Raw genomic sequence first — 24,622 nt, forward strand, 5'->3', positions numbered from 1 at the left:
TTGACAGTATATCCACAATATCTAAACTGACGACACTTTTTTCATTTTTGGAGACGCCGTGATGGCCGATCGCATTCACTGGACAGTGGGTCTCGCCCAGACCCTGTTTGATAAACCCCTGCTTGAGTTATTGTTTGAAGCCCAGACGGTTCACCGCCAGCATTTTGATCCGCGTCAGGTGCAGGTGAGCACGCTGTTATCAATCAAAACCGGCGCCTGTCCGGAAGACTGCAAGTACTGTCCGCAGAGCTCCCGCTACAAAACCGGCCTGGAGTCGGAGCGGTTGATGCAGGTGGAACAGGTGCTGGAATCGGCGCGCAAGGCCAAGGCAAACGGATCGACCCGCTTCTGTATGGGCGCGGCGTGGAAAAACCCGCACGAGCGCGATATGCCTTACCTGCAGCAGATGGTGCAAGGCGTGAAGGCCATGGGGATGGAAACCTGCATGACCCTGGGCACGCTGGATGGCTCACAGGCGGAACGCCTGGCCGAAGCCGGGCTGGATTATTACAACCACAACCTGGATACCTCGCCGGAATTCTACGGCAATATCATCACCACCCGTAGCTATCAGGAACGCCTGGATACGTTGGGCAAGGTGCGTGGTGCGGGTATCAAAGTCTGCTCCGGCGGCATCGTTGGGCTGGGAGAAACGGTGCGTGACCGCGCAGGGCTGCTGGTACAGTTGGCCAATCTGCCCACGCCGCCGGAGAGCGTGCCGATCAACATGTTGGTGAAGGTTAAGGGGACGCCGCTGGCGGACAACGACGACGTCGATCCTTTTGATTTCATTCGTACTATCGCAGTGGCACGCATCATGATGCCGTCTTCTTACGTGCGTCTTTCAGCCGGTCGCGAGCAGATGAACGAACAAACCCAGGCGATGTGCTTTATGGCCGGTGCCAACTCCATCTTCTACGGCTGCAAGCTGCTGACCACGCCAAACCCGGAAGAGGACAAGGATCTGCAATTGTTCCGCAAGCTGGGCCTCAACCCGCAGCAGACCGAAACCGAGCACGGCGACAACCAGCAACAAGAAGTGCTGGCTGCGCGCCTGATGCAGGCCGATACCGCTGAGTTTTACAACGCGGCGCTGTAATGAGCTGGCAACAACGTATTGAACAGGCGCTGGAGGAGCGGCAACAGAGCGCCGCTTACCGCCACCGTTTGGTGAATCAGGGCGGCAATGGCCGCCATCTTCAGCTTAACGACCAACGCTACCTGAATTTTTCCGGCAATGACTATCTGGGCCTGAGCCAGAATGCGCAGGTGATCGCTGCCTGGCAGCAGGGTGCGCAGCAATATGGCGTGGGGTCCGGCGGTTCCGGCCACGTCACCGGTTTTTGTACTGCGCATCAGGCGCTGGAACAACAATTGGCGCAGTGGTTGGGTTATCCGCGCGCGCTGCTGTTTATCTCTGGCTATGCCGCCAATCAGGCGCTGCTGGCGGCGCTGATGCAGGAAGAGGATCGCATTCTGGCCGATCGGCTTAGCCACGCCTCGCTGCTGGAGGCGGCAGCTCACTCACCGGCCCAACTCCGACGCTTTCGCCATAACCAACCGCAGGCGTTGGCCGATTTGCTGGCAAAACCCTGCGGCGGCCAGACGTTGGCGGTCACCGAAGGGGTATTCAGCATGGACGGCGACAGTGCCCCTTTGGCAGAGCTGCACCGTTTGACCCGCGAGGCAGGCGCCTGGCTGATGGTTGACGACGCACATGGCATTGGCGTTCAGGGTGAACAGGGGCGCGGCAGTTGCTGGCAGCAGGGCGTACGGCCCGAGTTGTTGGTGGTCACTTTCGGCAAAGCCTTTGGCCTCAGTGGCGCTGCGGTCCTGTGCGATGAATCTACGGCTGAATACCTGTTGCAGTTTGCCCGCCATCTGATTTACAGCACGGCGATGCCGCCGGCACAGGCCTGTGCGCTGCAGGCAGCGTTGCATTGTATCCAGCAGGGTGACGAATTACGCACGCGGTTGAACACGAATATTCAGCGATTTCGCCAGGGGGCGGCCCAGTTGTCGCTGACGTTGACGGAGTCTCTAACCGCCATTCAGCCGTTGTTGGTGGGGGATAATCAGCGAGCGCTTGATTTGGCGCAGCACCTGCGTGCGCAAGGCCTGTGGGTGAGTGCGATCCGCCCGCCAACGGTACCGCCGGGCGGTGCGCGTTTGCGTATTACCCTGACGGCGGCGCATCAGCCACAGGATATCGATCGTCTGCTGGAGGTATTGCATGACGTCAGCGTTTGAACAGGTTAACAAGCAAGCGGTCGCCTCGGCCTTTAGCCGTGCGGCCGTGGGTTATGACGCGGCAGCGGTATTGCAGCGTGATGTGGGTGAGCGCTTACTGGGGATGGGGCAGGAGCACCGGGGCGAGCAACTGCTCGATGCCGGCTGTGGCACCGGTTATTTCAGCCGCCGCTGGCGTGAACTGGGCAAGCAGGTGACGGCGCTCGATTTGGCACCGGGCATGCTGGCCTTTGCCCGCCAGCAGCAGGCAGCGGATCATTATCTGCTGGGCGACATCGAAAATGTTCCCTTAGCCGATGCTGCCGTGGATATCAGTTTCAGCAGCCTGGTGGTGCAATGGTGCAGCGATCTGCCGCGGGCGTTGGCAGAGCTGTACCGCGTTACCCGCCCGGGCGGCGTGATTTTATTTTCCACCCTGGCTGAAGGTTCGCTGCATGAATTGGGTGACGCCTGGCAGCAGGTGGACGGTGAGCGCCATGTTAATGATTTTCTGCCGCTGGCGCAGATTGAGGCGGCCTGTGCGGGTTATCGCCATCACCTGCAGGCGGAATGGCAAACCCTGAATTACCCGGACGTAATGGCGTTGATGCGATCCCTCAAGGGGATTGGTGCGACCCATTTGCATCAGGGGCGCGAAGCCGGCCTGCTGTCCCGACAGCGCCTCGCCGCCTTGCAGGCAGCCTATCCCTGCCGCCGTGGACAATTTCCGCTCAGCTATCATCTGGTTTATGGAGTGATTTATCGTGATTAAGCGTTGGTTTGTCACCGGCACCGATACCGAAGTGGGCAAAACCGTGGCCAGCAGTGCCTTGCTGCAGGCAGCCAATTTGGCGGGTTACCGCACGGCCGGCTACAAACCGGTAGCTTCAGGCAGCGAGATGACCACGGAAGGGCTACGTAACGGCGATGCGTTGGCATTGCAGGCCAATAGTTCGGTGGCGCTAAGCTATGGCGAAGTAAACCCTTATGTGTTTGCAGAACCGACCTCACCGCACATTGTCAGCGCCGACGAAGGGCGGCCGATCGAACTGGCTCAGCTTTCCGCCGGGTTACGTCACCTGGAGCAGCGGGCCGAGTGGCTGTTGGTCGAAGGCGCCGGGGGCTGGTTTACGCCGCTTAGTGAACAACATACCTTTGCCGACTGGGTGCAGCAGGAACAACTGCCGGTCATTTTGGTGGTGGGAATACGGCTGGGCTGCATCAACCATGCCGTGCTGACCGCACAGGCTATCCGGCAGGCGGGATTGCCGCTGGTCGGTTGGATCGCCAATGACGTCTGCGCACCGGGTCGCCGCCATCAGGAATATATGGCCACGCTGCGGCGCATGTTACCGGTCCCGTTGCTGGGGGAGATCCCCCATCTGCCCGAAGCCGAACGGCAGGCGCTGGGGCAGTATCTGGATTTGAGCGTTTTACCCCTTTAAGCGTTAGATCCTCCGTCCAGGGTATTCGCCATGGACGGAGATCGCCTGGTTACCTATTTACATGGCGGTGATACAAGCGTTATCCACGTATAAAACCCCGTTTTTAGCTAAAGCATACAAATTGAATGACAAGATAATGTGAGTTGCCCAAACCGGCACTTTTCGCCTGTTGCTATTAAATCGGTATTCTTTGAATTCGAGATAATCATTGGTGTTTAGCATGCCATCCCAGGCGGCGGCATCCGATTTCGCGATGATCGACACACCATTGCTTTCGGTTTCCTGAATACAGGCATAGTGCAGCGTGGAAAATAAATTGCCGGTGCCGCCATTCAGTGTTTTCAGGGTAAAACAAGCACCTAATTGTTCATATTGTGATACTGGCACAATCAACCTTAGGCCCGCATTGGTGTTGGTATTGCCCAATTTTGTCACTTTTAACGCATTACTGCCGTTAGTGCCTGCACCAGATTCGATGGCGATAGTGATGGCGTCTGAGGTGAAGGGATCGCTGACGCTACCGCCAGAGACTTCCCAACCTAAAGGTTTCGTCGTGAATGAAAAACTTCCGTCTTTAATCTTGTTATTATTCATGGTGGTTAAAGTTTGAAGACCTTTGCCTCCGCCGCCACCATCGAGGCGGCTATTACGGATCACGAAGTCACCGGTGCCGCCGAAATAACGTCCTGTCGTGGTTCTCACACCATAAAATTTGACATTTTCGACGATAATTCCACTGCTGCCAGCTTCGGCAAAAAAACAGTATTCTTTGGTCAGGGGGCCTTCCAGCGTAATAATTTCACCCCCCTGAATAAGTAGCGAGGCGTTTTGGTTGGCACTACAGCGGAACGGGAAATCAGTAAGCGGACTATTTTCATTATTGAACTCGATATGGCAACCGTGCAATTCGACGCTCCCCGCTTGCACATTTACAATAGCACCAGCGTAATCTATTGATGTACCGAAAAAACGAAATGCACCGTTCGGATTCTGGTTGCCAATGGCCAGACCTTGCGAGTTACCGAGTGTACCGCCAAAGAAGTTAATTCCTTCGCCAAAGTTTTTAGCACCGGATTCAGCGGATGGCATATGTACACATTCATAACAACGGATGACCTCACAGGCGTAGTGATGTCCAATATAGGCGTTAGCGCCAAAATACATACCGTAATAAAAACCAGAAATATACACGTTATTAACGGAAAAGTTCCCCAGCAGGCCTCCCAGCAGATTTCCCTGTGGATCTTTTTTTTCTGGCGAATCAAACAAGATCCCGTCAATAAAGTTGTATTCGTCTTTTTTTTCATCTGCCATATCAGGTAACGCAGTTTTTTTCTTTGCACCGATCCCTTTGACGCTAAAGTTTTTTAAGATTGGCGCTGGCCGAATGGGGACATCATTATCCAGTGCGAGCGAGGTCGCATAGCAACGCATAAAGTAGTTGTGATCGTTTTCAGTGCCGCTTGGAATGTTAGTGGTGATTTTTACACCATTACCGTCAATATAAACGAAGCCAACGTCGATATCTGTCTTGGGGGCTATCCAGGTCTGAAACGGGGAGGCGAATTTTACGGTTGTTGGTCTTTTTAAGGTGTCTTTAATGAAGGTTTGCGCTATGACCAGCTCGTCGCGCGACTTGACGTAAATACCCGCCACATCGAGACGCTCTTTTAGCGTCCAGACTTTACTGTTCAGATCGCTATATTGGATAAATTGTGCATCATTATCAGCCATGATCTAACCCTCGATTCAAGTATATTGGATGTGAAAACCCGTTGAATATGGAGGGCGTGTCTGACCACTTCCAGTCTCTATCGTTCTGTCTGCGTTGGTACAACGGCAGAGGTGTTAATTCAGCATCGGCTAATTAAAAGCAGGGACGCATTATTTGCGTCCCTGCTTATCACACCGCCAGATAGGCATTGATCAAGTCCTCATCCAACTGTTCCAGCGTACCATCCGCCACGCTGCGGCCCTTATCCATCAGGCAAAAGCGATCTGCCACGCGGCGGACAAAGGGCAGTTTGTGCTCCACCAGCAGGATAGTCATGCCCAGTTCCCGGTTAAGTTTGCGGATCACGTTGCCGATATCGGCGGCGATGGACGGTTGAACACCGCTGGTGGGTTCGTCGAGGATCAGCAGCTCTGGTTCCAGTACCAGTGCGCGGCCAATCGCCAGCTGCTGCTGTTCACCGTCGCCCAAATCGCCGGCCCGACGTCCGCGCATCTCCCTCAGGTTGGGAAACAGGTTATAAATCAACGGCGGGATGCGGCGGGATTTATCGCGTCCGGCCATCAGCGCCACCTGCAGGTTTTCCTCAACGCTGAGTTGTGAAAATATCTGTCGCCCCTGGGGAACGTAGCTGATCCCCAGCTCCGTTCGGGTTTCTACCGGCTGCTGCAGCAGATTTTGCGGGGGTTCGTCTGCCAACTGCCAGGTCATGCTGCCGCTGACCACCGGCAAATGACCCATAATGCAGTTGACCAGCGTGGTTTTGCCTACGCCGTTACGGCCGATAAGCACCGTACATTGGCCACGCGGCAGTTCCAGATTGATATCCCACAGGGTATGGTTTTGCCCATAAAACTGATTCACTGACCTTAAACTCAACATCCGGCATTCTCCTCAAAGACCTGTCTTCCACTCGTGGTTGTACGCCCATAGCGGGCGTCGGCGTAACGCGGCGTTAACAGGCCGCGCCGATTTCACCCGCCGGAACCGCAGGCGGCCGGTGCAGGGAAGGGGGACGAACCCCTTCTTCCTCGCTTAATCCACTCCCTACTGCGATTTCCGCCTTAGCGGTTTCTTTCCCGAGTGTTTCAATGTCTGGAACAAAATGCTGATCTGCTACCTTCAACGAGGTAGTTAAGTTTTGACTTAAGCAAGCAATACATAGGTGAAAATGGCACCTAAAGGCCATTCGTTAGCGCTCTCTCATGTTTATGTCGCCAATGTCAGTTGATTCGTATTGGCGTGACGCTAAACCCCGAGCAGCTCATTCTGCCGTTTCGGGGCGTAGATTTCCCCGAGCCCACTTTCGCCGTCAAAGGGTAATGCAACCCTTGGGCCAACTTTTTGAACGCTGTAAATCAGAGATTGTTATTGCCTTGTTAACGGCCTGGCGCGCCAGACGCGGGCTGGGTGGAATAGCGGAAAATAGCGGGAAAGTTAACACGGACGATTTTTGCACTCTTCCGGTGCTGAGCAGAAGAGTTATGGTGCAAGCTATTCCATCGCTCGCCGCAAGATGCAGCAAAGGAAGGTAACAATGGGACAAATCTGTTTTTGGCAATGGGTCTTTTTAGCATTAATCGGCATAAACAAAGCGATATTTTTGTGAAAAAATAACTAAAAAAGCCATCTTGGCGAGAAGAAACGCCAAAAAGCGTTCTTTCTGCAACTCCCGCCGGGGGCGGGGCGGTGAGAGTTATCCACTATTCCTGTGGATAACCTTGTGCATTAGATTTAGAAAACCGGTTTAAAGCGAGAGCGGACGCGGGTTCTGTTCGCTTTGTCCGCAATCTCGTCTTTTTTATAAAATCATTATTAATCAATAAATTAACTAAAATCAAGCGGCCTCTGTATTGATGAAGTGCCTATGTATGATTTTTCGCCACAGTGCTATCAATAAGTTAATTCGTGGCGGATTTTGGGGATAAAACTGTTATTGACAATAAAAATGTCACGCCGCTGTAACTCTGGCGGTGCATTCAGCCCGGATTGACGCACGCCAAAGCAACGAACCGCTTGAAGCTGGTTTTATATCCAGTATCATAGGCACTGGCGAAAATCGCCGGGGCTTTCCATAATTAGAGGCCATTCACCGAGCAGCAGCTCCATGGCCGCCTGAGCGCGCGCATCTCCACAGGGTAGCCGAGTCAATGAGTAAAACGTTCAAACTGCATTCCGAATTCAAGCCGGCCGGCGACCAGCCGGAAGCCATCCGTAAGCTGGAAGAGGGCCTGGAAGACGGCCTGGCTCACCAAACGCTACTGGGCGTAACCGGCTCGGGCAAGACATTCACCGTCGCTAATGTGATCGCCGATCTCAACCGGCCCACCATGGTGCTGGCGCCCAATAAAACTTTGGCGGCGCAGCTGTATGGTGAGATGAAAGAGTTCTTTCCCGAGAATGCGGTCGAGTATTTCGTTTCTTACTACGACTACTATCAGCCGGAGGCCTACGTCCCCAGCTCCGACACCTTTATCGAAAAAGATGCCTCGGTGAACGAACACATCGAGCAGATGCGCCTTTCCGCGACGAAAGCACTGCTAGAACGTCGCGATGTGATCGTGGTGGCGTCGGTATCGGCGATTTACGGCCTGGGCGATCCGGATTTGTACCTGAAGATGATGCTGCACCTGACCAAAGGCATGATCATCGATCAGCGGGCGATTCTGCGTCGTTTGGCGGAGCTGCAATATAGCCGCAACGATCAGGCTTTCCAGCGCGCGACGTTCCGCGTGCGGGGTGAAGTGATTGACGTCTTCCCGGCGGAGTCGGATGAATTGGCGCTGCGCATCGAGCTGTTTGACGAAGAGGTCGAACGGCTTTCGCTGTTTGATCCCCTGACCGGCCAGATCGAACAAGAGGTGCAGCGCTTTACCATTTACCCCAAATCGCACTATGTGACGCCGCGCGAGCGGATCCTGCAGGCGATGGAAGAGATCAAGGTGGATCTGGCCGAGCGGCGCAAGGTGCTGCTGGCCAATAACAAGCTGCTGGAAGAACAGCGTCTGACGCAGCGCACCCAGTTTGATCTGGAGATGATGAACGAACTGGGCTACTGCTCCGGCATTGAAAACTATTCGCGCTACCTGTCCGGGCGCGGCGAGGGTGAGCCACCGCCAACGCTGTTCGACTATTTGCCGGCGGATGGCCTGCTGGTGGTTGACGAGTCCCACGTGACCATTCCGCAAATCGGCGGTATGTACAAAGGCGACCGTTCACGCAAGGAAACGCTGGTGGAATACGGTTTCCGCCTGCCGTCGGCGCTGGACAACCGCCCGCTGCGCTTTGAAGAGTTCGAAGCGCTGGCGCCACAGACTATCTATGTGTCTGCTACGCCGGGCAAATACGAACTGGAAAAATCCGGTGGTGACATTATCGATCAGGTGGTGCGCCCAACCGGGCTGCTGGATCCGCAAATCGAAGTGCGGCCGGTGACCACCCAGGTGGACGATCTGCTTTCCGAAATCCGCAAGCGGGTGGCGATCAACGAGCGTGTGCTGGTTACCACGCTGACCAAACGCATGGCGGAAGATCTGACCGAATACCTGGAAGAGCATGGCGAGCGGGTGCGCTACCTGCACTCGGACATCGATACCGTGGAACGGGTCGAAATCATTCGTGACCTGCGCCTGGGCGAGTTTGACGTGCTGGTGGGTATCAACCTGTTGCGTGAAGGGCTGGACATGCCAGAGGTGTCGCTGGTGGCGATTTTGGATGCCGATAAAGAGGGCTTCCTGCGCTCCGAACGTTCATTGATCCAGACCATTGGCCGTGCGGCGCGTAACCTGAACGGTAAAGCTATCCTCTACGGTGACAAAATTACCGATTCGATGGCCAGAGCGATCGGCGAGACCGAGCGTCGCCGTGCCAAGCAGCAGGCGTTCAACGAAGAAAACGGCATTGTACCGCAGGGCTTGAACAAGAAAATTTCTGATATTTTACAGTTGGGTAAACCCAGTACCCGCAGCAAGGGCAAAGGGAAGGGCAAAGCTGCGGAAAACGCCGCCCAGTACCAAAATCTTACGCCAAAAGCGCTGGATCAGAAGATTCGCGAGTTGGAAGCGCAGATGTATACCCACGCGCAAAACCTGGAGTTCGAGCAGGCGGCGGGCTTGCGTGACGAAATCCACCAGCTGCGCGAGCAGTTTATTGCCATTTCATAACCCATTGGCGCGCTGCAGACCGCGGCGCCGCCAAAACATAAAATCCTTGTCGCCTCCGCCAAAGCTGATTATGGTGTGCGGCCATTTGACTACTGCGAGCCACCGACCATGACCCAACACCAGTCCAAAGACCCGATGCACGGCATCACTCTGGAACAGCTTCTGAATAAACTGGTGGAAAACTACGGTTGGTCAGGGCTGGCTGAACGCATTCGCATCAACTGCTTCAGCAGCGATCCCAGCATCAAGTCCAGCCTGAAATTTCTGCGTCGCACGCCCTGGGCGCGCAAACAGGTGGAAGATCTTTATCTCGACATGGTTGAGCAGGCCGCCAGCGATAACCCGTGGCTACGTGGCGGCAAATAAACGCTTAGGCGCGGGCACCTAACTCGATCAACGCCTGATCCAGCGCCTGGCGCAGCAACTGACGATCGTGGCGGTAAGGAATATCCTGCGCTTCCAGCGGCTGTTTGATCACCACCCGATCTTGCACTTCACGGGTATCCGCCGTTGGCCCGACAATGACGGCATCAATCATCTGGCGGCCAATTTTCGCCTCCATCAATTCCAGCTTGTTCTTCAGCGTCAAGGCTGCCGCCGCGACGCTTAATTCGCGTCCGAGGTTGTCGATATAAATCATATTGGCGCTGCTGCGACGCAGAGCCTGCGTAAGGTCATCGAGCAACAGCAGAGGCATCAGGCTGGTCAGAAAACTGCCCGGTCCTATCAGGATCACGTCGGCCTGCGCGATAGCATCCAGCGCTTCGCGCGTTGCGTTGACGTGAGGTGACAGCATCAGCTCCTGTGGCATGTCGGTCAGTTGATCGACATTCACCTCGCCGTAAACGTGGTTGCCTTCATGATCGTGCGCCATCAGGTCCACCGGCTGTTCGGACATCGGGATCAGCGCCGCGTCCACCTTCAGCAGGCTGCGCACCAGGTTGATCGCTTCCAATGGGCGTACGCTCAGGTGATCCAGGGCTTTCAACATCAGATTGCCGAGGTTGTGCCCAGACAGTTCGCCATTGCCGCTGAAGCGGTATTCGAACATCGCGGAAGCCACGCTCGGTTCGGTGATCAACTGATTCAGGCAGTTACGGGTATCGCCCCAGGCAATGCCCCCTTCCGAACGGCGAATACGGCCGGTAGAACCGCCGTTATCGGTGGTGGTGACAATACCGGTTAAACGGGAGCCTAAAGACGACAGGGAAGACATCACGCGACCAAGACCATGACCGCCGCCTAATGCCACTACCCGATCGAGATCGGCCAGGGTTCGATTACGCATAAATTTCCTTACAAGGGGGCTTAACTGCCCGCATAAAGTAGCGGATTTGGCGTAAAAACGCGAAAAAGAGTGTGGTTTGCGTGATTCCGGTCAATTCGTCTCCCTAAAGGCTGTTTATCATGGTTTACCAGATTAGGAATCGCCTAAAATCGCTGTATACACAATTATATAGCGAAATTGCGCGTTGGCTATCGCGTTTGTTTAGCGCTAGAATTCCGATGAAAACCACGGTTTCGTTCCGGCTACTCCGACTGCGGGAACTGAGACCAAAACTCCTAGCCTCTGGGCCTACGTTGTTCCTGCGAACAATATGGCGCTTGGGCCGTGGCGAAGTCAGCCACCAGGGTGCAGAGCGGAAACGTTCGCATCTCCCGACTTTGGAAGGTGTTATGGTGCCGCAACTCATTGATGCTTATGAGCGCAAGTTCTATTACTTGCGCCTGTCGATCACCGACGTGTGCAACTTTCGTTGCACCTACTGCTTGCCGGACGGCTACCGCCCGAACGGCAGCCCGAAAACATTCTTGTCGCTTGATGAGATCCGACGCGTCAGTCGCGCATTCGCCGAACTGGGCACCGAAAAAGTGCGCCTGACCGGCGGAGAGCCTTCTCTGCGCCGCGATTTCACCGAGATCATCGCTGCCGTGCGTGAAAACCCGGCTATCCGCCAGCTCGCCGTGACCACCAACGGTTATCGTATGGCGCGCGACGTCGCCGGCTGGCGTGATGCCGGCCTGACGGCGGTCAACGTCAGCGTCGACAGCCTGGATCCCCGCCAATTTCATGCCATTACCGGGCAGGACAAGTTCCGCCAGGTGATGGACGGCATCGACGCCGCCTTTACCGCCGGTTTCAGCAAGGTGAAGGTCAACGCGGTGCTGATGCGTGACGTAAACCACCAACAGCTGGGCGCCTTCCTTAACTGGATCAAAGACCGTCCGATTCAACTGCGCTTTATCGAACTGATGGAAACCGGCGAGGGGGGCGATCTGTTCCGCAAGCACCACGTTTCCGGTGAAGTGATCCGTTTGCAGCTGGAACAGCAGGGCTGGCAGCGCCAGCCGCGCGGCCGCAGCGACGGCCCGGCGCAGGTGTTCAGCCATCCGGATTATCAGGGTGAAGTGGGCTTGATCATGCCGTATGAAAAAGATTTCTGCGCCAGCTGCAACCGGCTGCGTGTTTCCGCTATCGGCAATTTACACCTGTGTCTGTTCGGCGAGCAGGGCATTGGTCTGCGCGATCTGCTGACGAATGATCAGCAGCTTGATGAACTGAAGGACCGCATCCAGGGCGGGCTGCTGAGTAAGAAACAGACTCACTTCCTGCATCAGGGTAACAGTGGCATAACGCAGAACCTGTCGTTTATCGGCGGCTGATCCCCGGCATCTTTCAAGCCGCAGCGTTGTTGGCTGCGGGCGCTCACCCCAGTCACTTACCTGAGTAAGCTCCTGGGGATTTACGGCCTTGCCGCCTAGCTGCAACTTGAAATCTATTGGGTATCCTATGAATAGGAGCAAAGTGAACAATGAGTCATGCCAGCAGTGAATTCATTCCGGTACATATCGCTATTTTGACCGTTTCGGACAGCCGTGGCGAAGCGGAAGACACCTCGGGCCAGTACCTGCAAGAAGCGGCGCTTGAAGCCGGACACCGGGTAGTGGATCGCGCCATCGTCAAAGACGACAAATACCTGATCCGCGCACGCGTTTCCACGTGGATTGCAGACGAAACGGTGCAGGCCGTGCTGATCACCGGGGGCACCGGCTTTACCGCCAGAGACTACACCCCGGAAGCGCTGCTGCCGCTGTTCGATCGCGAAGTGGAAGGGTTCGGCGAACTGTTCCGCATGGTGTCTTACGAAGAGATTGGCACCGCCACGGTCCAGTCGCGCGCGCTGGCCGGTATGGCCAACCAGACGGTCATTTTTGCCATGCCGGGGTCAACCCGCGCCTGTCGCACCGCCTGGGAACGCATTATTGAAGAGCAGTTGGACGCGCGTCATCGCCCGTGCAACTTTCTGCCACATCTGAAGAAATAAAAATTATGACGCAGCTAACCCACATTAACGCCGCGGGCGAAGCCCATATGGTTGACGTTTCAGCCAAAGCAGAAACGGTGCGCGAAGCGCGCGCCGAAGCTTTCGTCGAGATGTTGCCGACCACGCTGGCGAGGATTATCGAGGGCAGCCACCACAAGGGCGACGTGTTCGCCACGGCGCGCATCGCCGGTATTCAGGCGGCGAAACGCACCTGGGAGCTGATCCCACTGTGCCATCCGCTGATGCTGAGCAAGGTCGAAGTGCAGTTGGAGGCCCAACCGGAACACAGCCGGGTGCGGATTGAAACCTGTTGCCGACTGACCGGTAAGACCGGTGTTGAAATGGAAGCGTTAACCGCGGCTTCAGTGGCCGCATTGACCATTTACGACATGTGTAAAGCGGTACAGAAAGACATGGTGATCGGCCCGGTGCGGCTGCTGGCGAAAAGCGGCGGCAAATCCGGTGATTTTAAGGTGGAACTATGATTAATATTCTTTTTTTTGCTCAGGTACGCGAACTGGTTGGCACCGGCGATTTATCGATGCCGGCAGATTACCCGACGGTTGAAGCGCTGCGTAAGGCGCTGTGCGAACGTGGCGACCGTTGGGCATTGGCGCTGGAGTCCGGCAAGCTGTTGACCGCGGTGAACCAGTCGCTGGTGGCGGCCGAACATCCGCTGCGCGCCGGCGATGAAGTCGCTTTCTTTCCACCGGTAACCGGAGGTTAAGAGTGGAAAATACCCGTATCCGCGTGGGTGAAGCGCCGTTCAGCGTCGGCGACGAATACCAGTGGTTGGCGCAGTGCGACGATGATGGCGCGGTGGTCACCTTTACCGGCAAGGTACGCAATCATAATCTGGGCGATGACGTCAGTGCGCTGACGCTCGAGCACTACCCTGGCATGACCGAAAAAGCGCTGGCCGAGATCCTGGACGAAGCCCGTAGCCGTTGGCCCTTGCAGCGCGCGACGGTGATCCATCGCGTGGGCGAACTGTTTCCCGGTGATGAGATTGTCTTCGTTGGCGTGACCAGTGCGCACCGCAGTATGGCGTTCGAGGCCGCCGAGTTCATTATGGATTACCTGAAAACCCGGGCGCCCTTCTGGAAACGCGAAGCCGTCGGGCAGGGAGACCGCTGGGTCGATGCCCGCGACAGCGATCGCCAGGCGGCGGAACGCTGGCATAACACGCGTCATACTTGAAGAAATGCCGATCAGTTAAGGTGCTTTTTGGCAAGTTCGAGGTTATTTTCGGTCGATAAACGAGCAAAGCACCCTGAGGGTCTTAGGCTCCGACCGAGCAAGGGGCCGAGGCGCGGCCCCTTGCAACCCGCGCCTTTGCCCTATCAGACGGTTGGCTGCGCCAACGGCTCTCACTTCATCACGCCGCATCACGGCCGGCTACGACAGGCGTCCCTGCCTGTCTCGCCTGAAACTGCCGTCCCTGGCGGTTTCGCCTATGCGTCGCTCCTGCGTTCGACGTTTTCAAGGGCGCCCAACACCCTGCTCATCTCATCATTTTCACTGTCTTTCATCACGTAGCGTCAAACTGAGGGCATAAGCTGCCCGGTGGCTGCCAGTGCGGGTGTTGACCTTGGTGCGCATCACCGGCTGCCGAGCAAGACGGCGTTGTCAGGGGCAACCGGCCAGGGAAGGCCGGTTGAGGCGAGACTAACAGGGATGTTTGTCGTAGCCGACCCGCCCGACAACGCAGGTGCAGCGAGGGTATCCGCGGAGCGGACAGAGGGTGTTAAGCGAAGGCGCGGGTGGAGGGGCCGCGCCTTCGGCCCCTCCAATTGCCGTTCATTGTGGCGGCAGAGAAATGCCGGATATTGACGGCAATTCTACCTACACTGAACCTACAGGGACCGAATAAAAAAATGCCAGTCAGGCTTAACCGATCAGTATTCCGTCATACTTGAAGCTGCATCTGTGTTGGCCGCCTTTGCTCACCCCAGTCACTTAGTTATCTAAGCTCCTGGGGATTCGCTCAGTTGCCGCCTTGATGCAACTCCAATTATTCAGCGTATAACGCGTAACAGCGGAAACAAATCAATACCTTTGCCGCTTTGCCATCGGGTTTTATGTGGTACGCTTATAGCAGGCCGAGCCCCATAAATGGGGGTCGAAATCTTGTTTCATACGCAAAAGGTAACCGTCATGGACCGATATCCACGCTCTAATGGTTCAATCGTCGAACGTGCCAACAGCGGCATTCAGGCTTATATGGCGCAGGTTTATGGCTGGATGACCTGCGGTATGCTGTTGACGGCGTTTGTTTCCTGGTACGCGGCCAACACGCCTGCGATCCTTAACTTTATCTTCTCCAGCCAGATCACCTTCTTTGGCCTGATCATCGCGCAGTTGGGGCTGGTGTTCGTTATTTCCGGCATGGTCAATCGTCTTAGTGGCACGGTCGCCACCTCGCTGTTTATGCTCTATTCGGCGCTGACCGGGCTAACGCTTTCCAGCATTTTCATCGCTTACACCTACAGCTCGATCGCCAGCACCTTCGTGGTGACCGCCGGCATGTTCGGTGCGATGAGCCTGTACGGCTACACCACCAAGCGCGACCTGAGCGGTTTCGGCAGCATGCTGTTTATGGCGCTTATCGGGATTGTGCTGGCTTCGCTGGTCAATATCTGGCTGAAAAGCACGGCGTTGATGTGGGCAATTACCTATATCGGCGTGGTGGTGTTTGTTGGCCTGACGGCGTACGACACCCAGAAACTGAAGGCCATGGGCGAGCAACTGAATGCCGATGATAAAGACAGCTTCCGCAAATACGCCATTGTTGGCGCGTTGACGCTGTATCTCGATTTCATCAACCTGTTCCTGATGTTGCTGCGCATTTTCGGCAACCGCCGTTAAATCCGTCGTCTTTCAAGCTGCAGCGTTGTTGACTGCGCTCGCCTAGCCGCAGCATGAAATCCATAGGATTTACAGCGAAGAGAAAGACTCTGCGATCTCGATCGCAGAGTCTTTTTTTATGCAATTTTACGGCGGAACATGGCATAGGCGGCGCTGCCGGTGGTGGCGGTAATGGCCAACAGCGGCCACAGGCTGTGCCAGATGATGCTGAAACTGGCGTCTTTCAAATAGATCTGTTTGGTGATGTCGGTGAAGTGGCGGATGGGGTTTACCCAGGTGAGGTTTTGCAGCCACACCGGCATATTCTCCACCGGTGAAACATAACCGGAGAGCAGGATGGCCGGCATCATAAACACGAACACGCCGATAAACGCCTGTTGCTGGGTGGCGCACAGCGACGAAATCAGCAGGCCGAACCCCACCAGCGACAGCCCGTAAATCAACATGGTGCCGTAGAACAACAGCAGCGACCCGGCGAACGGGATCTGATAGATAAAGATGCCGATCAGCAACACTATGCTGGCCTGGAAGGTGGCGACGATCAGCGCCGGCACCGCTTTGCCGATAAAAATCTGCCAGGTGGTTAACGGCGACACCAGCAGTTGCTCCAGCGTGCCCTGTTCACGTTCGCGCGCCACCGACAGCGAAGTCACTATCAGCACGCCAATGGTGGTGATCATGGCGATCAGCGACGGCACCACAAACCACTTGTAGTCCAAATTCGGGTTATACCAGTTGCGCACCACCAGTTCGCTGTTGTTAGGCTTGGCACGGTTGCCGATCAGCTCATTTTGGTAGTCCTGCACAATCTGCTGCACGTAGTTGGCGGCGATCTGTGCGCTGTTGGAGTTGCGCCCATCGAGCAACAACTGCAGCGGGGCCGTATTGCCGCTGGCGATATCCCGTGAAAATTGTGCCGGGAAACGGATCAGCAGCAGCGCTTTTTGGTTATCGATAACGCTTTGTATCTCTTGCGGGCTGCGCAATAGCAGCACGTGGGAGAAGGCCTTGGCCTTGGCAAAGCGCTGGGTCAGCTCGACCGAGGCATGGCCGCTGTCTTCGCTGTACACCGCAATGGTGGCATTGGTCACTTCCAGGGTGGCGGCGAAGGGAAACAGCAGCACCTGCAGAATAACCGGCAAAATCAGAATGGCGCGGGTCTGCGGGTCGCGCAGCAGCGATTGCATTTCCTTAATGATTAACGTCCAGAGACGGTGAAACATTTTCTTTCCCCTTAATCCAGCCGCCGCTGGGTTTTCCAGGCCGTCAGGCCGATAAATACCACCGCAGAAGCGATCAGGAACAGCAGGTTAATCATCAACACCGTGCCGACGTTGCCCGCCAGGAACAGCGTTTGCAGCGTGCTGACGAAGTAACGCGCCGGAATGATGTAAGTGACGGCGCGTACGATGGCCGGCATGCTGTCGATTTGGAAGATAAAGCCGGACAGCATAATCGACGGCAGAAAGGCGGCGTTCAGCGCCACCATCGCCGCGTTGAACTGGTTGCGGGTAATGGTGGAAATCAGCAGCCCCATGCCGAGCGTACTGGCGAGGAACAGGCTGCTGATGACGAACAGAATCAGCAGAGAGCCGCGATAGGGCACCCCGAGCACCCACACCGAAACCACCATGCACAGCACCATGGCGATCATGCCGAGGAAGTAGTATGGCACCAGCTTCGACAGCAGCAGTTCGGTTCGCGTCACCTGAGTGGAAAGCAGCGCTTCCATGGTGCCGCGCTCCCATTCGCGGGCGATCACCAACGAGGTGAGGATAGCGCCGATGACCGTCATGATAATGGTGATGGCGCCGGGAATGATGTAATGCCGGCTGATGGCCGCCGGGTTAAACCAGTAGCGCATCTGCACGTCGATCAGCGGTTTTTCTTCGTGCCCGCTGTCGGTGGCGCGCTGCTGTTGCCAGATTTGCCACACTCCCTGGGTATAGCCCTGAACGAAGTTGGCGGTATTGGGTTCACTGCCGTCGGTAATGATTTGCAAGGGGGCGCTGTCGTGCGGCCGCGCCATGCGTTGGGCAAAATCATTGGGGATCACCACCAGCCCGCGGATGCGCCCGGCTTGCATCAGCTGGATCAGCTGCTGGCGATTGTCGCTGATGGTGGGTTCGATATAGGGCGAACCGGTAAAAGCGTTAGCCAGATCGCGTGCTTCTTCGCTTTGTTGTTCCATCAAAATCCCCAGCCGCAGCTTGCTGGAATCCAGGTTGATGCCGTAGCCGAAAATAAACAGCAGCATCAGCGGAATGACGAAGGCGATCAGCCCGCTGCTCGGATCGCGCATAATTTGCCGCGTCTCTTTCAGGCACAGCGCGCGCAGCCGCCGCCAGGAGAAACCGCTGTCGTCGGTGCTGGCCGTTTCGCTATTCATGCTTTTTCCTCCTGATCATAACCCTGCACCAGTTCGATAAATGCTTGCTCCATCGAAGGGTTGGGGTTCTCGCTGCTGGCCACCTGATGCTTGAGATCGTCCGGGGTCCCGGCGGCGATGATTTTGCCGCGATACACCAGCCCGATGCGGTCGCAATATTCCGCCTCGTCCATAAAGTGGGTGGTGACCATGACGGTGACGCCCTTGTCTACCATGCCGTTGATATGCAGCCAGAATTCACGCCGGGTGAGGGGATCGACACCGGAGGTGGGTTCGTCGAGAAACAGGATATCCGGTTCGTGCATCAGCGCGCAGGCCAACGCCAGCCGTTGTTTGAAGCCAAGCGGCAGGGAATCTGGTGTCTGGTTAATGATGGGGTCGAAGTTGAAGGCGCGGGACATCTCACTGATTTTTTCGCGCTGCGCCTTGCCGCTCAGGCCATACACGCCGGAGAAAAATTTCAGGTTTTGCGCCACCGTCAGGTTGCCGTACAGCGAGAATTTTTGCGCCATGTAGCCCAAATGCTGGCGCGCCTTGCCCGAGCTGGTTTTCAGGTCCATTCCCAGCACCAACGCCTTGCCTTCGGTTGGCACCAGCAGCCCGCACATCATTTTGAAAGTGGTGGACTTACCGGCCCCGTTGGGGCCCAGCAGGCCAAAAATCTCGCCGCGCTGCACTTTAAAATCCACGTGGTCGGTGGCGGCAAAGTCACCGAATTTCTTCGTCAGTCCCTGCGCTTCGATCACGGTTTCGGTGCTTTCCCCTTCGACGGTTGGCATGATTTCCGCCAGCGCCGACTTGCTGTTCGGCCCGCCGCCGAGCAAATCGATAAATGCATCCTCAAAGCGCGGTTCCGCTTCGCTCAGCTCGGCGTCCGGCAGATCCAACGCCTGCAACACCTGGCGGTGATCTTCGCCTTCTTTCAGGATCAGGCGCAGGTATTTGCCCTGGATCACGCCGTCGGTGACCGCAGGCAGGCAGATCGCCCGTTGCAGCAAGGCACGGTGGCTGCCGGCTGGTGGTGTTATCAACACCGTGCGCCCGGCCATGCGCTGGGTGAGATCTTTAGGTGCGCCGCTGAACAACAGTTCCCCTTCATTGAGCAGCAGCACTTCACGGCATTGTTCTGCTTCGTCCAGATAGGAAGTGCTCCACAGGATCAGCATGCCGTCGTTGGCCAGCTCATGCACCATGCGCCACAGCTCGCGGCGCGAGATCGGATCGACGCCGACGCCGGGCTCATCGAGCAACAGCACCTGCGGTTGCCCGACCAGCGTACAAGCCAGCCCAAGCTTCTGCTTCATGCCGCCCGACAGTTTGCCCGCCAGCCGGCTGGTGAAGCGGGTGAGATCGGTAAATGTCAGCAGCCGATCAAAAGTCTGTTTACGCAGATCGCCCGTGACGCCGCGCAGATCGGCATACAGCGTCAGGTTCTCCATCACCGTCAGATCTTCGTACAGGCCAAACTTTTGCGGCATATAACCGAGGATCGCATGCAACTGGCGATCCTGAGCGATCGGATCCAGCCCGGCGACGCGTAACGTTCCGCTGCTGGGTTTGAGCAAACCGGCCAGCATGCGCAGCAGGGTGGTTTTTCCGGCGCCGTCCGGGCCAACCAGCCCGGTAACCGCGCCGCTGGTCAGCCGGGTGGTCAGGCTGGCGACCGCCGGTTTTTGCAGCGACGGAAAACGTTTTTCCAGCGCTTCCAGCTCAATCACCTGTTCCATCACCGTCCCCTCAAGGTTTGGCAAAGTGAACGGTAACCGGCATCCCCTGGCGCAGCGCGTCATCGGCATCGGTGACGATCACCCGCAAGCGGTACACCAGATCGGTTCGCAGGTCCGGGGTTTCGACGCTTTTCGGCGTGAATTCAGCGGTCGGTGAGACAAAACCAATTTTGCCGTGATAGGGCTTGTCCGGTCGGCTGTCGGTATAAATTTCCAGTTCGGTGCCCGGCGTTGCTTTACCCAGGTTGGCTTCATTCACGTAGGCACGTACCCAGACCGGACGGGTCAGCGACAGAGTAAACACCGTGCCGCCGGCATTAAGCATGGTGCCTGGCTCAACGGCCCGAGTCAGTACGGTGCCGGCCGACGGGGAAACCAGAGTGGTGTCGTGTAAATTAAGCTGTGCCTGAGCCAGTGCGGCTTCGCTCTGCGCCAGATTGGCTTTGGCTTCTTCAATCTCCTGCGGCCGGTTGCCTTTCAGGTATTGCGCCAGCTTGTCCTTTGACGCCTGCAGGTTGGCCTGCGCCTGATTGCGTGCGGTACGGGCATCTTCCAGCGCATCGGCAGAAGTGGCGTTTTTCGCCCACAGCCCTTGCTGACGCTTCAGGTAGCTGTCGGCGTAGCTGAACGCAGACAGGCGCTGCGCCATTTCCGAACGCACCTGGGCGATTTCTTCGGTGCGATAACCGGCCAGCAGCAGCGCCAGTTTGGCTTTGGCACTGCCGACGTTAGCCTGCGCCTGCTGCAGGGCGTTGATGTAAGGCGCGTCGTCCAGTTTCCCGAGCAATTGCCCCGGCTGAAGGGCATCGCCTTCATCCACCGTCAGCGACGCCAGCCGCCCATCGACGCGGAAGCCCAAATTCACCGTGCGGATATCCACGTTGCCATACAGCGTCAGCGGTTTGTCCTGCTGCTGCTGGTAATACCAAACCCCGTAAACGGCCGCGGCGATCAGCACAATAGCCGCCACAATGAGGGCACTGCGTTTCTTGTTCATAACACTCCCTGCCTGAATTTACGCGCCATAGCGTTGGCGCAGCCCATTAACCAGAATCTCGATATGTTCAGCCAGCACCTCGCTGATTTGTTCCGCCTCGGCCGCGCCGATCTGCTGCCAGCCGGCCTGACGCCGAACGGTTTCCCGCGCCACGCGAAACGACAGCACTTCGCCGATCAGCGCGTGGGTATGCAGCACGATTTTGGTCGAATTCCCATCCAGGCCGGTGTAGGCCGCCAGCAGGCGACAAAGTTTGTCATGCAGCGGTGCGACCACCTGTTGGTGGATCAGCGGGTAGGCATCGGTGGGGGAAAGCTGCTCGCGCGACATGATTTTGCTCAGGTTCAGCGTCTGCGGTTGCGTCATCAGATCGCTGAACGCCAGCAGGCCGCGCTTCAGGTGGTCGAGGTAGTGCTCCGGCAGGCGTTCGGTGGCCGGCAACTGCCAGAAGCGATCAATCTCGTCGGCCAGGGGGCGAAACGCCTGCTGGATAAAATCGGCAATCCACTGTGCAACGGCCAGATACAGGCCTTCTTTGGAATTGAAGTAGTAGGTGATGGCGGCGATGTTGTGCCCGGCGCGCTGGGCGATATCGCGGGTGGTCGCACCCTGAATGCCATATTCGCCGAACATCTCGATGGCGGCGGCGATCAGCTGCTGCCGCGCCTGCTCACCCCGTGCCCGGCTGGCGGTCTGATTATTTGGCATTGATGGCACTCGCTAAAGTTAATCAATCATATGATTAACTTTATGCCAGCTTGGGTAAAATGCAACCAGTAGGCATCGTTTATTTAAGGTTATTTTTTCGGACTAGGCTGAATTCCCGGCATATTGTGCTTTGAGCCAGTAAAATTGCGTTTTCTTGTTCGAGTTCTGCTACAATCGCCCGCTTGGTGCACTGCAGTTTGTGCCAATCCCTCGTGGTCATGCTTAATGTCCCGTCTGATAATCCTCCCAGGAAACTGCACCGAACACTGTTAGGTTAGGGGGGATCTGGAGTTTTTCTCTTTATGTCATTTGAAACCCTCGGCTTAAGTGCTGAAATTCTGCGCGCTGTTGAAGAACAGGGCTATCGCGAACCTACGCCAATTCAACGCCAGGCGATTCCTGTCGTATTGGAAGGTCGTGACCTGATGGCCAGCGCCCAGACCGGTACCGGTAAAACCGCTGGCTTTACCCTGCCGCTGTTGCAGCTGCTGAGTAAGCATGACCATCCGGTCAAAGGCCGCCGTCCGGTTCGCGCGTTGATCCTGACGCCAACTCGTGAGCTGGCAGCGCAGATCGGCGAAAACGTCGAAGCCTACAGCAAATATCTGCGCCTGCGTTCGCTGGTGGTATTTGGTGGTGTGAGCATCAACCCGCAGATGATGAAACTGCGCGGCGGCGTCGACATTCTGGTGGCAACACCGGGTCGCCTGCTGGATCTGGAACACCAACGCGCCGTTGACCTGTCCAAAGTTGAAATTCTGGTGCTGGACGAAGCCGACCGCATGCTGGATATGGGCTTTATCCATGATATCCGCCGCGTGCTGGCCAAGTTGCCTGCCAAGCGTCAGAACCTGTTGTTCTCTGCGACCTTCTCCGACGATATCAAAGGGCTGGCCAACAAGCTGTTGCACAACCCGGCATCGGTTGAAGTGGCGCGCCGCAATACCGCGTCTGAGCAGATCGAACAAAGCGTGCACTTCGTAGACAAGAAGCGTAAGCGGGAATTGCTGTCCCAGATGATCGGTGAAGGTGACTGGAAGCAGGTGCTGGTGTTCAACCGCACCAAGCACGGTGCTAACCACCTGGCCGAACAGTTGAATAAAGACGGCATCACGGCCGCTGCGATCCACGGCAATAAAAGCCAGGGCGCTCGTACCCGTGCGTTGGCCGATTTTAAAGACGGTAAAATTCGCGTATTGGTTGCTACCGACATCGCGGCGCGTGGTCTGGACATCGACCAGTTGCCACACGTGGTGAACTACGAACTGCCTAACGTACCGGAAGACTACGTACACCGTATCGGTCGTACCGGTCGTGCAGAACGTACCGGCGAGGCTATCTCACTGGTGTGCGTGGATGAACACAAGCTGCTGCGCGATATCGAACGCCTGCTCAAGCGTGAAATCCCACGTATTGCCCTGCCAGGCTACGAGCCGGATCCAAGCATCAAGGCGGAGCCGATCATTAACGGCCGTCAGGGTGGTGGACGTGGTGCGCCGCGCGGCAACGGCGGTGGTCAACGCGCCGGTAACGGTGGCGGCCAGCGCAGTGGCAACGGCGGCCAGCGTGAAAACCGCGGTGGCGGCAGCGCCCGCCCACAGGGTGATGGCAAACCGCGTTCAGGCGCACCTTCGCGTCGTCCGCGCAGCCGTCCTGCCGAGTAAGCTGATACTGTGACTAGTCCTGATATAGGTTGACACTTTTCAGCCGGATAACGCCCGATGAACCTCATCGGGCGTTTTATATTTTAGCGACAGGTGCGGCCGCCGTGTGTTGTAGATGTTCACCGATTCCCTGACCATCTTTCTTGCCTGCGCGATGTCTTCTGGCCTGCCGAGCAGGTATTCCGTTTTAAGTATCCCGTTTACCCGTTCCGCCAGCGCATTCTGATAACAGTCATACCCGTCCGTCATCGAGCAAGTGACACCATACTTCTGATGTAACGCCTGATATTCTTGCGAGCAGTACTGGATACCCCTGTCCGAGTGATGCACCAACGGCAGCGCCGAGCGTCTGCTGGCCAGCGCCATTTTGAACGCGCAGGCGACATGTCGTGTATGCAGACTGTCATGCACGTGATACCCCACGATTTTTCTCGACCAGGCATCCGTTATCAGGCTGACATACGCCGTTCCCGTTCTCAGCGGCAGGTAGGTGATATCTGCCACCCATACTTGTTCCGGACGGCTGGCTATTACCTGATTATCCCCCGCCTTCAGCAAGTTGGGATGGCGATAAAAACGATGATGACTCTGCGTCGTCTTGTGATACGCCCGTTTGGGCATCACCAGTAACCGTGCACAACGCAGGATACTGAACAGCCGGTCTCGCCCCACATGCAACGCTGGTTCGGGGCGTCGTCGCAACAGGTGATGCAGCTTACGCGCCCCTAACCGGGGCTGGTGCAAGCGGATAGCCATCACCTGTTCGATGAGATGCCGGGCCTGCTCCTCTCTGCCTGCTTCGCGTTGCAGGGACTGATACCACGCCTGTCGGCTGATACCCATCCATCGGCAAGCGCGCGTTACTGTGAGTCGCGGCGTTTGTGTTTGCGCGATAAGGCGGCTAACTGCTTTTTTGTCAGCGTGGCACCGAACTCGGTATTCATCACTTTGACGACGGCTTCGAAGAACTGGGCTTTAACCTCGGATTCAGCCAATTGCTGTTCGAGTTCCTTAATGCGCTGTTCGGGCGTCAGAGGGAGTTTAGGCATGTTGTCTCCGCACGTTCTGGTGGCAGGGGAGGTCCGCCAGTCAAACTGACCGTATTTACGCAGCCAGTTCATAACCGTGTGGCTGCCCTGAATACCGTAGCGGTCTTGCGCCTGACGGTAAGTCATCTCGCCTTTTTCGACCTGTTCGACGACGGCTAATTTAAAGGATAGAGAATAATCGCGTTGTGTGCGTTTAACATACTGGTTCATCACATTTTCCTCTGTGCGTGAGTAAAATGTGTCAACGCTATTCAGGACGGGTCACTGATGATAAAAAAGCCACCGTTTACGGTGGCTTTTTTTTACGTGAAACCCAGATGATCGC

General features: G+C 56.5%; 21 protein-coding genes, 1 pseudogene and 1 riboswitch. Of the genes and pseudogenes, 13 read left to right on the plus strand and 9 right to left on the minus strand.

The features are described 5' to 3' along the window. Positions 1 to 61 precede the first annotated feature (61 nt). Genes bioB through bioD form a run of 4 tightly spaced genes read left to right on the plus strand, consistent with a single transcriptional unit; the run spans position 62 to position 3,674 of the window. Entirely contained in the window at positions 62 to 1,099 is a 1,038-nt protein-coding gene (bioB, locus tag H0S68_RS06310; protein WP_020825716.1) for a biotin synthase BioB, read from the plus strand. Next, positions 1,099 to 2,250: an 8-amino-7-oxononanoate synthase gene (gene bioF / locus H0S68_RS06315; protein WP_130015927.1), complete on the plus strand. Its 1,152-nt coding sequence runs from the start codon at positions 1,099 to 1,101 to the stop codon at positions 2,248 to 2,250. Before bioB ends, bioF begins: the two co-directional genes overlap by 1 nt. Further along, entirely contained in the window at positions 2,234 to 3,001 is a 768-nt protein-coding gene (gene bioC / locus H0S68_RS06320) for a malonyl-ACP O-methyltransferase BioC (protein WP_234529446.1), read from the plus strand. The genes bioF and bioC overlap by 17 nt, the downstream gene beginning before the upstream one ends. After that, positions 2,994 to 3,674, plus strand: a complete 681-nt coding sequence (gene bioD, locus H0S68_RS06325; RefSeq protein ID WP_410529242.1) for a dethiobiotin synthase — start codon at positions 2,994 to 2,996, stop codon at positions 3,672 to 3,674. The genes bioC and bioD overlap by 8 nt, the downstream gene beginning before the upstream one ends. A gap of 57 nt (positions 3,675 to 3,731) precedes the next feature. Here bioD and H0S68_RS06330 read toward each other — a convergent pair whose 3' ends face one another. After that, the gene (locus tag H0S68_RS06330; RefSeq protein WP_410529243.1) at positions 3,732 to 5,408 is read right to left on the minus strand and encodes a hypothetical protein; all 1,677 of its coding nucleotides are present in this window, start codon (positions 5,406 to 5,408) and stop codon (positions 3,732 to 3,734) included. Positions 5,409 to 5,577: 169 nt separating this feature from the next. Then, positions 5,578 to 6,288 carry an ATP-binding cassette domain-containing protein gene (locus H0S68_RS06335; RefSeq protein ID WP_041414306.1) on the minus strand — a complete coding sequence of 237 codons (711 nt, stop codon included), beginning with the start codon at positions 6,286 to 6,288 and terminating at the stop codon, positions 5,578 to 5,580. Between the two features lie 1,268 nt (positions 6,289 to 7,556). Between H0S68_RS06335 and uvrB the strand changes: the two genes are divergently transcribed. Together uvrB and H0S68_RS06345 are read left to right on the plus strand one after the other, a co-directional pair. Then, positions 7,557 to 9,569, plus strand: coding sequence for an excinuclease ABC subunit UvrB (uvrB, locus tag H0S68_RS06340; protein WP_020825721.1), 2,013 nt, complete (start codon positions 7,557 to 7,559; stop codon positions 9,567 to 9,569). 108 nt (positions 9,570 to 9,677) lie between these two features. Beyond that, the gene (locus tag H0S68_RS06345; protein ID WP_020825722.1) at positions 9,678 to 9,935 is read left to right on the plus strand and encodes a VF530 family DNA-binding protein; all 258 of its coding nucleotides are present in this window, start codon (positions 9,678 to 9,680) and stop codon (positions 9,933 to 9,935) included. 4 nt (positions 9,936 to 9,939) lie between these two features. Here the strand turns inward: H0S68_RS06345 and H0S68_RS06350 are convergent, their stop codons facing one another. Further along, positions 9,940 to 10,857: a uridine diphosphate-N-acetylglucosamine-binding protein YvcK gene (locus H0S68_RS06350; protein ID WP_020825723.1), complete on the minus strand. Its 918-nt coding sequence runs from the start codon at positions 10,855 to 10,857 to the stop codon at positions 9,940 to 9,942. A gap of 260 nt (positions 10,858 to 11,117) precedes the next feature. Beyond that, a riboswitch (molybdenum cofactor riboswitch) is annotated at positions 11,118 to 11,260 on the plus strand. Here H0S68_RS06350 and moaA point away from each other — a divergent pair. The 6 genes from moaA (at position 11,247) to H0S68_RS06380 (ending at position 15,763) form a co-directional block, all read left to right on the plus strand. Beyond that, positions 11,247 to 12,233 (plus strand): GTP 3',8-cyclase MoaA, encoded by a 987-nt coding sequence (moaA, locus tag H0S68_RS06355; protein WP_020825724.1) that lies wholly within the window; start codon positions 11,247 to 11,249, stop codon positions 12,231 to 12,233. (Overlaps the previous riboswitch by 14 nt.) Before the next feature lie 149 nt (positions 12,234 to 12,382). Then, positions 12,383 to 12,895, plus strand: a complete 513-nt coding sequence (gene moaB / locus H0S68_RS06360; protein ID WP_046374237.1) for a molybdenum cofactor biosynthesis protein B — start codon at positions 12,383 to 12,385, stop codon at positions 12,893 to 12,895. Between the two features lie 5 nt (positions 12,896 to 12,900). Next, entirely contained in the window at positions 12,901 to 13,380 is a 480-nt protein-coding gene (moaC, locus tag H0S68_RS06365) for a cyclic pyranopterin monophosphate synthase MoaC (RefSeq protein WP_262244525.1), read from the plus strand. Beyond that, positions 13,377 to 13,622: a molybdopterin synthase sulfur carrier subunit gene (gene moaD / locus H0S68_RS06370; protein WP_012005757.1), complete on the plus strand. Its 246-nt coding sequence runs from the start codon at positions 13,377 to 13,379 to the stop codon at positions 13,620 to 13,622. The genes moaC and moaD overlap by 4 nt, the downstream gene beginning before the upstream one ends. A 2-nt stretch (positions 13,623 to 13,624) precedes the next feature. Next, positions 13,625 to 14,095 (plus strand): molybdopterin synthase catalytic subunit MoaE, encoded by a 471-nt coding sequence (gene moaE / locus H0S68_RS06375; protein ID WP_128863937.1) that lies wholly within the window; start codon positions 13,625 to 13,627, stop codon positions 14,093 to 14,095. Positions 14,096 to 15,052: 957 nt separating this feature from the next. Continuing rightward, positions 15,053 to 15,763 carry a Bax inhibitor-1 family protein gene (locus H0S68_RS06380; RefSeq protein WP_020825728.1) on the plus strand — a complete coding sequence of 237 codons (711 nt, stop codon included), beginning with the start codon at positions 15,053 to 15,055 and terminating at the stop codon, positions 15,761 to 15,763. A gap of 116 nt (positions 15,764 to 15,879) precedes the next feature. Here the strand turns inward: H0S68_RS06380 and H0S68_RS06385 are convergent, their stop codons facing one another. From H0S68_RS06385 to cecR, 5 genes are read right to left on the minus strand one after another with little or no spacing between them, the layout of a single operon-like run. Next, positions 15,880 to 16,986, minus strand: a complete 1,107-nt coding sequence (locus tag H0S68_RS06385; RefSeq protein ID WP_020825729.1) for an ABC transporter permease — start codon at positions 16,984 to 16,986, stop codon at positions 15,880 to 15,882. An 11-nt stretch (positions 16,987 to 16,997) separates the two neighbouring features. Beyond that, positions 16,998 to 18,152 (minus strand): ABC transporter permease, encoded by a 1,155-nt coding sequence (locus H0S68_RS06390; RefSeq protein WP_410529244.1) that lies wholly within the window; start codon positions 18,150 to 18,152, stop codon positions 16,998 to 17,000. After that, complete coding sequence (locus H0S68_RS06395) at positions 18,149 to 19,879, minus strand: ATP-binding cassette domain-containing protein (RefSeq protein ID WP_261439888.1); 1,731 nt, start codon at positions 19,877 to 19,879, stop codon at positions 18,149 to 18,151. The genes H0S68_RS06390 and H0S68_RS06395 overlap by 4 nt, the downstream gene beginning before the upstream one ends. Positions 19,880 to 19,889: 10 nt before the next feature. Further along, on the minus strand, positions 19,890 to 20,876 hold the full coding sequence (hlyD, locus tag H0S68_RS06400) for a secretion protein HlyD (RefSeq protein ID WP_048761240.1): 987 nt from the start codon (positions 20,874 to 20,876) through the stop codon (positions 19,890 to 19,892). Positions 20,877 to 20,894: 18 nt separating this feature from the next. Further along, entirely contained in the window at positions 20,895 to 21,584 is a 690-nt protein-coding gene (gene cecR / locus H0S68_RS06405) for a transcriptional regulator CecR (protein ID WP_020825733.1), read from the minus strand. A gap of 302 nt (positions 21,585 to 21,886) precedes the next feature. On the opposite strand from cecR, the gene rhlE reads away from it, so the two are divergent. Further along, positions 21,887 to 23,248: an ATP-dependent RNA helicase RhlE gene (gene rhlE / locus H0S68_RS06410; RefSeq protein ID WP_020825734.1), complete on the plus strand. Its 1,362-nt coding sequence runs from the start codon at positions 21,887 to 21,889 to the stop codon at positions 23,246 to 23,248. Positions 23,249 to 23,261: 13 nt separating this feature from the next. On the opposite strand, the pseudogene H0S68_RS06415 reads toward rhlE, so the two are convergent. Then, a pseudogene (locus H0S68_RS06415) lies at positions 23,262 to 24,507 on the minus strand (IS3 family transposase). Positions 24,508 to 24,622 lie beyond the last annotated feature (115 nt).

This window comes from Serratia sp. AXJ-M, from assembly GCF_046531865.1.
GTDB classification, from domain to species: domain Bacteria; phylum Pseudomonadota; class Gammaproteobacteria; order Enterobacterales; family Enterobacteriaceae; genus Serratia; species Serratia liquefaciens.

Coding starts and splice junctions, on each gene's coding strand:
- moaA (WP_020825724.1), top strand. CDS start 11,247: ATGGTGCCGCAACTCATTGATGCTTATGAGCGCAAGTTCTATTACTTG.
- moaC (WP_262244525.1), top strand. CDS start 12,901: ATGACGCAGCTAACCCACATTAACGCCGCGGGCGAAGCCCATATGGTT.
- hlyD (WP_048761240.1), bottom strand. CDS start 20,876: ATGAACAAGAAACGCAGTGCCCTCATTGTGGCGGCTATTGTGCTGATC.
- H0S68_RS06385 (WP_020825729.1), bottom strand. CDS start 16,986: ATGTTTCACCGTCTCTGGACGTTAATCATTAAGGAAATGCAATCGCTG.
- bioB (WP_020825716.1), top strand. CDS start 62: ATGGCCGATCGCATTCACTGGACAGTGGGTCTCGCCCAGACCCTGTTT.
- cecR (WP_020825733.1), bottom strand. CDS start 21,584: ATGCCAAATAATCAGACCGCCAGCCGGGCACGGGGTGAGCAGGCGCGG.
- H0S68_RS06345 (WP_020825722.1), top strand. CDS start 9,678: ATGACCCAACACCAGTCCAAAGACCCGATGCACGGCATCACTCTGGAA.
- H0S68_RS06330 (WP_410529243.1), bottom strand. CDS start 5,408: ATGGCTGATAATGATGCACAATTTATCCAATATAGCGATCTGAACAGT.
- H0S68_RS06395 (WP_261439888.1), bottom strand. CDS start 19,879: ATGGAACAGGTGATTGAGCTGGAAGCGCTGGAAAAACGTTTTCCGTCG.
- H0S68_RS06390 (WP_410529244.1), bottom strand. CDS start 18,152: ATGAATAGCGAAACGGCCAGCACCGACGACAGCGGTTTCTCCTGGCGG.
- moaD (WP_012005757.1), top strand. CDS start 13,377: ATGATTAATATTCTTTTTTTTGCTCAGGTACGCGAACTGGTTGGCACC.
- bioF (WP_130015927.1), top strand. CDS start 1,099: ATGAGCTGGCAACAACGTATTGAACAGGCGCTGGAGGAGCGGCAACAG.
- rhlE (WP_020825734.1), top strand. CDS start 21,887: ATGTCATTTGAAACCCTCGGCTTAAGTGCTGAAATTCTGCGCGCTGTT.
- H0S68_RS06350 (WP_020825723.1), bottom strand. CDS start 10,857: ATGCGTAATCGAACCCTGGCCGATCTCGATCGGGTAGTGGCATTAGGC.
- H0S68_RS06335 (WP_041414306.1), bottom strand. CDS start 6,288: ATGTTGAGTTTAAGGTCAGTGAATCAGTTTTATGGGCAAAACCATACC.
- H0S68_RS06380 (WP_020825728.1), top strand. CDS start 15,053: ATGGACCGATATCCACGCTCTAATGGTTCAATCGTCGAACGTGCCAAC.
- uvrB (WP_020825721.1), top strand. CDS start 7,557: ATGAGTAAAACGTTCAAACTGCATTCCGAATTCAAGCCGGCCGGCGAC.
- moaB (WP_046374237.1), top strand. CDS start 12,383: ATGAGTCATGCCAGCAGTGAATTCATTCCGGTACATATCGCTATTTTG.
- bioC (WP_234529446.1), top strand. CDS start 2,234: ATGACGTCAGCGTTTGAACAGGTTAACAAGCAAGCGGTCGCCTCGGCC.